The sequence below is a fragment of the Actinomadura sp. HBU206391 genome (assembly GCF_014323665.1).
In the GTDB taxonomy this organism is placed as follows: Bacteria; Actinomycetota; Actinomycetes; order Streptosporangiales; family Streptosporangiaceae; genus Actinomadura_C.
Window position 1 is genome coordinate 1 of sequence record NZ_JABVEB010000296.1, and the last position, 6,231, is coordinate 6,231.

At 72.3% G+C, this 6,231-nt stretch carries 6 protein-coding genes and 1 pseudogene; 6 read left to right on the forward strand and 1 reads right to left on the reverse strand.

Annotated features, from left to right (window positions below; all coding sequences use genetic code 11):
- The 6 genes and pseudogenes from HKK72_RS34580 to HKK72_RS34605 all read left to right on the forward strand — a co-directional run.
- Window positions 1–437, forward strand: a pseudogene (locus HKK72_RS34580) (gala protein); the annotation flags it as partial.
- A complete protein-coding gene (locus HKK72_RS42545; RefSeq protein WP_187238620.1) occupies window positions 434–2,230 on the forward strand; it encodes an ankyrin repeat domain-containing protein in 1,797 nt (598 codons plus the stop codon). The pseudogene HKK72_RS34580 and the gene HKK72_RS42545, both read left to right, overlap by 4 nt.
- Window positions 2,227–3,414: an AAA family ATPase gene (locus tag HKK72_RS34590; RefSeq protein ID WP_315987593.1), complete on the forward strand. Its 1,188-nt coding sequence runs from the start codon at window positions 2,227–2,229 to the stop codon at window positions 3,412–3,414. The genes HKK72_RS42545 and HKK72_RS34590 overlap by 4 nt, the downstream gene beginning before the upstream one ends.
- Before the next feature lie 4 nt (window positions 3,415–3,418).
- Window positions 3,419–4,612, forward strand: coding sequence for a DUF2201 family putative metallopeptidase (locus HKK72_RS34595; RefSeq protein WP_315987594.1), 1,194 nt, complete (start codon window positions 3,419–3,421; stop codon window positions 4,610–4,612).
- A 426-nt stretch (window positions 4,613–5,038) separates the two neighbouring features.
- Window positions 5,039–5,404 (forward strand): histone-like nucleoid-structuring protein Lsr2, encoded by a 366-nt coding sequence (locus HKK72_RS34600; RefSeq protein WP_187238622.1) that lies wholly within the window; start codon window positions 5,039–5,041, stop codon window positions 5,402–5,404.
- A 31-nt stretch (window positions 5,405–5,435) separates the two neighbouring features.
- Window positions 5,436–5,831 carry a histone-like nucleoid-structuring protein Lsr2 gene (locus HKK72_RS34605; protein ID WP_187238623.1) on the forward strand — a complete coding sequence of 132 codons (396 nt, stop codon included), beginning with the start codon at window positions 5,436–5,438 and terminating at the stop codon, window positions 5,829–5,831.
- A gap of 181 nt (window positions 5,832–6,012) precedes the next feature.
- On the opposite strand, the gene HKK72_RS40315 is transcribed toward HKK72_RS34605, so the two are convergent.
- A partial coding sequence (locus HKK72_RS40315) for a hypothetical protein (protein ID WP_222721517.1) occupies window positions 6,013–6,231 on the reverse strand: 219 nt, incomplete at its 5' end.

Genomic DNA, 6,231 nt, shown 5'->3' on the forward strand with positions numbered 1-6,231 from the left:
GCGCGAAGGTGCTCGCCGGGACGGCCGATCCGGCCAGGCCGGTGCGCCTCGGCCTCGGCGGCAACGGGATCGGACCGGACGGCGCGAAGGCGCTGGCCGGCGTCCTCGACGGGATCGAGACGCTCGACCTCGGCCGCCCGCCGTCGGAGCGGAGCCTCGGCGCGCCGGCCAACGCCACCGGTGACGCCGGCGCGGCGGCCCTGGCGGCCGCGCTGCCCGGGAGTCGGCTGCGCCGCCTGGAGCTGCGCCACACCGGTGTCACCGGGCGAGGAGCCAAGACCCTGCTCGCGGCCGTCGCCGACGGCACGTGCTTGGAGTACGTCGGGCTCGGCCCGGGCGTCCCCCGGCGGGTGAAGCGGGCCCTCGTACCGCATCTGCGCCCGGCGACGGCCCCGCCGCACCCGGACCGGCACGCGATCGGCAGCGTCTACCGGTGAGCGGCGCCTCTTCCCTGTCCGCGGGTCCGTTCTCACCGGACGACGCCTCCAGTTGGCGGAGGGTCCGCCGCTACGCGGTGCCCCGTTGGATGATCGACCTGGCGACCGAACGCCGGCTGGCCGGTGACTGGCGGGCGGCGTGCGCCGCGGCCAACGTCGACGTCGGCTTCGACCTGGCCGCCATCGCCCGTGACCATGGGCAGGACGTCGCGACCGCGGTCGAGGACGACCTCGGCCACCTCGCGCCGGACCTGCTGCGGTGGCATCTGCCCCGGATTCTGCACGGCCGCACCACCCTCGCCACCCACCGTACGGTCTTCCTGGCCCGCTACGGCGAAGAGCCCCGACGGCGCCTCTTGCGGGCGGGCGATCGGGCGCCCGCAAGAGGGATGTCCGGTCCGTCGCTGCACCTGCTCATGCCCACCATGGTGGACGGGCCGCAGCGGCTCACCCTCCTGTTCGGTCAGCCGCGCTCCAGCCAGGAGAGCGACCGGTTCGGCGAGCGCCAGGACAGCTGGGTCGACGCGCGCCACCTGTGGGACGTCCGGCGAGCGGACGAGCTGCGCGAACGGTGCGGCGGTGGCGCCCGAGCGCCCTTCTTCGGCGCCGATGGCGCTCCCCTCGGCGAGGACGACCTGCCCGCGACCGATCCCGGCCAGGCCGATCCCGCGATGCACACCGAGTGGGTGTCCGGCCTGCATGAGCGGGGCGAGGTCGCGGCCGCCCTCGCCGCCGCGGGCATCGCGATGGACGAGACGGAATCGGTTCGCCGACCTTACTACCGCACTGCCGTGCCGCCGTTGGACCTGCTCGGGCGGTTGCCGCTCGCGCTGACGCGGCTCGCGCCGGAGATCGAGCGGCTGTCCGGGGCCTCGGGCGATGAGCGGTTCGTCATTCCCATCGAATGGCGGATGGCGGTGGTGCTGCACGCCGGGTGCGGTGGCCTGCGGGCGCGGGTCATGGACCCCGGCGACCTCAAGAAGACGCAGGAGCTGCCCGAAGCGCTCTGGCGTCGGCTACCGGACCTGGACCTGCTGCGCGCCGACCTGATCGGCCCGGACGAACTGCACCCGCTGATCCGTTCGGCGCTGTTCCCGGAACGTCCGGTGACCGGCCGGCCGATCGGGCCGCCGGACCCCGAGCCGCCCTCGCCGGTCAGGGTCCGCTGCCGCGGCGAATGGCACGAGGTGGGCTCGCACGACGGCAGACTGCACCTTCCGCACAGCGACGAGGAACAGCAGCGCGAACGCGCAATGCGGGCGTTCGGTGGAGCGATCGCCGGCTGCTTCGCCGTACAGCAGGCATGGGCGAGCGGGACCGGTCGGCTGCCCCGGCTGCTGCGCCGGCAGAGGCAGGAGTTGTTCGCCCACGTCCAGCACGGGGACACGCCCGCGGTGGTGCGCCTGCTCGACGCCGGCGTGGACCCCCAGGTGCGCGACGGCCGGCGACGAACGCTGCTGCACCACCTCCACATGCTCGACCACGAGGCGCTGCTCCCCCGCCTCCTGGCCGCGGGGCTCGATCTGGAGGCCCGCGAGCACAACAACCGCACGCCGCTCCACGTGGCCGTCGGTGATCAGGGCTCGAAGGAGCTCGTGCTGGCGCTGCTCGACGCCGGGGCGAGAATCGACGTCGTCGACACCATGGGCTGGTCGCTGCGCGGCCTGATCCGTCGTCATCGCCGTCGAGAGCTGGCCTTCCTTGCGGAGCGGGTGGCCGGCATAACGCTCGAGGCGGAGGAGATCGACTTCGTCGATTACTCCGAAGACGAGGATGGGGACCAGCCGTGGTGAGCACCGCCGCGGACGATCCGCTCACCGCCGCCGACGACCTCAACGCCCGCGTGCGGGCATGGCGGACCGAACCGGCCGCGAGTCCGCAGCTCGAGGCGCTGACGCTGTGCGTCTCGGCGAACCTGCCCGTCCTGCTCTGGGGTGAGCCGGGCATCGGCAAGTCGGCCGGCCTGCAGCAGCTCGCCGCCGGCCTGGACGTACCGCTCGAAACCGTCATCGCCAGCGTTCACGAGCCGTCCGACTTCGCCGGCCTGCCGATCATCGGCGACGACCCCGCCACGACCGGTGTGTCGATGGCACCGCCGGACTGGGCCGTACGGCTGGCGAACGCCGGCCGCGGCATCGTCTTCTTCGATGAGCTGTCGTCGGCGCCGCCCGCCGTGCAGGCCGCGCTGCTGAGGGTCGTGCTCGAACGCAGGGTCGGCAGCCTGTCGCTGCCTGAACCGGTGCGCGTCGTCGCCGCCGCCAACCCGCCGTCGAGCGCGGCGGACGGCTGGCATCTGAGCCCTCCCCTGGCGAACCGGTTCGTCCACCTGCACTGGACCCACGACCCCCGTACGGTCGCACGCGGCATGGCGGGCACATGGCCATCGGTCTCGGTGCCGCTCGTCGACCCGGCCAAGACGGCCGGCTCCGTGGCCCGTGCCCGTGGCGCGATCTCCGGGTTCCTCACCGCCCGCCCCGGCCTGACCCACCACCTGCCGAACGACGCCGAGGCCCGAGGCGCCGGATGGCCCTCCCCCCGCACCTGGGAGATGGCGCTGCGGCTGCTCGCCGTCGGCTACGCCAGCGGAGCGGGCCAGGAGGCCGTCTCGGCCGCCGTGGTCGGCGCCGTCGGCGACGGCGCCGGAATCGAGCTGATCTCCTACCTCGAGGAGCTCGATCTGCCCGACCCCGACCGGGTGCTGGCCGACCCCGAGGCGTTCGCCCTCCCCCCGCGCGGCGACCGCCAGCTCGCCTTCCTCACCGCGGTGGTCGCCGCGGTACAGGGCGACCTGACCCGACGCCGGTGGGAGGCCGGCTGGGTGGTGCTCGCCAAGGCGGTCGACGCCGGGGTACCCGACGTCGCCGCCCGTGCCGCCGTCGACCTGGCGGCGCTGCGCGACACGGACTGGCCGGTGCCGAGCGGCATCGACGGCTTCCTGGATCTCCTGCAGCTGTCCGGCGCGCTGCCCGGCCGGTGAGTGCGTGATCGAACTCGACCGGGCCAAGCTGCTCGCCGCCCGGTACCGCGCCGCCACCGATCGCCCCTACTTCGCCTCGGCGGTGTACGCGCTGTCGATCGTCCCGAGCCGTGGCCTGCGGACCATGGGCGTGGACCGGCACTGGCGCTGCTATGTCTCGCCCGACTTCGTGGCCGCGCTGACCGTTCCCGAACTCGCGGGCGTGTGGATTCATGAGGTCTCGCACCTTCTGCGTGACCATCATGGACGCGCGGGGCGGCTCCCGGCCGCCGAGCAGCGCGACCGGCTGCGGATCAACATCGCCCAGGACTGTGAGATCAACGACGATCTGGTCGCCGACCGGCTGACCCTGCCCGCCGGCCGGATCGAACCGGGCGTGTTCGGCCTGCCGAACGGGCTGCTGTTCGAGGCCTACCTCTCCCGATTGCCGGCAGACCTAACGGAGGTCGACTGCGGCTCCGGCGCACACGGGTGGCCCGCGCCATGGGAGGTCGAGGAAGGAGCGGCACCGGGCGTCGGCCCGGTCGAGGCCGAGGCCCTGCGCAGGCACACCGCGGAGGCGATGCGCGCTCACCGGCGCGCCCGAGGGCACCTTCCGGCGGGTTGGCAACGGTGGGCGGAACAGGTGCTCGAACCCGTCGTGGACTGGCGGCGGGTGCTCGCCGGCGCCGTCCGCGAGGCGGTGGCCTGGGCCGGCGGGGCGGTGGACTACACCTACCGCCGCCCCTCCCGCCGCACCTCGGCGATGCGTGGCGTCGTGCTGCCGAGCCTGCGCCGTCCGCTGCCGCACGTGGCGATCGTCGTGGACACCTCGGGATCGATGACCGACGACGACCTCGCTGAGGCGCTCGGCGAGGTCACCGGCGTGCTGCGCGAGGTGGGCATCCGGGGCAACAGGGTCACCGTGCTGGCCTGCGACGCCGACGTGCACGCCGTTTCGCGGGTGACCCGGGCAGAGCAGGTGACCCTCGGAGGAGGCGGCGGCACCGACATGCGCGTCGGCATCGCCGCGGCACTGGCCGCACCCCGACCGCCCGGCGTCGTCGTGGTGCTCACCGACGGTGAGACCCCGTGGCCGGACCAGCCGCAGTCCTGCCGGCTGATCGCCGCCCTCATCGGCAGCGCCCCGCCGGACCCGCCGGGCTGGGTGGAAACGGTGCACGTCACTCCCGCCGAAGGCCGAGCGGCCCGGGGATAGCCGAATCGGTTGCTCTTCAGTGCCCTCCTCGTCCTCCCCGGCAACAGTTTCCATACCCCCGCGATCGCCATAGCCGTACCCCCGAAAGGCATGCCCCCGGGCGGCTCGGTAAGCTCGGCCATGCCCTCCTCATGTCATTGTGCGGCTGCGCCACAGGGTCGACGACCCGCCAATTGCCGACGCGATCCGGCGATCGGCGCCGAGGCCGGTATTTCCGGCGATTGAAGGGCTCCCAGAGCGCCGGGCCACGGGACAGGACGGGTCAGCCCGGCCACGACACGGTGTGGATCGCCCGGTCAGGCCACGGCACGACTCCACGGGCGGCGATCAGCTCTCCGAGCCTCGCGATGCCCGCCAGCGGCTCGACCCGACGTCTGATCGCATTACCCTATGCTGAGGCCGGGGCCGCAGAGAAAGGAACACGCAGTGGCGACTAAAGTTATCATGGTGGATGATTTCGATGGCTATGACGGCGAAGACGTCGCCAAACGGGACTTCGAGATCGCTGCGACCAAGTACACTATTGACCTCGGCGATGAGAATTTTAAGAAGCTGCAAGAGGTGCTCGACGCCCTCGCGCCGTATCTCGAGAAAGCAGCGGAGGTCAAGCAGGCGGGCAGGGCCCGCAAGAGCTCGACCGACGTTGGTCCGCGCCTTCGTGGCTACTCCAACAGCGATGTTCGCGAGTGGGCCGACCGCGAGGGCGTCGAGATCAGCGCACGCGGCAAGATCGCCGATGAGGTCTACGAGAAGTTCATAGCCGCTCATCCGGACGCCAAGCCGGGAGACTGACCGGCTACCAGGCTTGGGAGGAAACACTTTCATGGCACAGCGAACGGTCGTCGAGTTGCTCGACGACATCGACGGCAAGACCGCCGACGAGACGGTGACGTTCTCGATCGACGGTGTCACCTACGAGATCGACCTGAGCTCGAAGAACGCGGACAAGCTGCGCAACAACCTGACGCCGTACGTGGAGAAGGCCCGCAAGGCGGGTGGGCGCCAGGCCGGTCGCTCCGGCCGGGGCACCGGGACGCGCACCACGCACACCCGTGAGCGCTCCGCGGACATCCGGGCCTGGGCGAAGCAGCATGGCATCACGGTGAACGACCGCGGTCGTATCCCCGCCCAGGTCGTCGAGGCCTACGAGGCCAACGACCCGAGCAGGGCCAAGGACAGTGGCAAGAAGGTCCCGCAGACCAAGTTCCAGGGAGCCTGACCGCTTCTGCGTCCCCAGCCGCCCGGCGGCGGATCATCGCAGGACCACATCACGGTGCGTTCTTGCGATGATCCGCCACCGGGCGGTTCCGGTCGGCCGACTGCGGGATCTCAGCCGGGCGAGGGTCTCGGATCGAGCGGTGCCCGCCATTGCTCATCGGCCGGGAGCTCGGTCATCCCCGTCAGGCGGCGGAACGCACGCAGCCGCACGTCCGGATCGGGATCGGTCGTCGACACCGTGGCGAGCGCTCCGGCGGACCGAGCGCCGGCGGCCGCCGGTCGTCCGGGATCTTGTCATAGGTCCCGCGGAACACGCGCAGGCCGGCCGCTCGCACCCGCCCATCGGGATCGGCGAGCAGCGGCCGCAGTGCCTCGCGAACGTACGCGGCGCCGTCTTCGCC

Excerpts from the sequence above, each read along its gene's own strand:
- HKK72_RS34605 (WP_187238623.1), top strand. The coding sequence starts at position 5,436 with ATGGCACAGCGAACGGTCGTCGAGTTGCTCGACGACATCGACGGCAAG.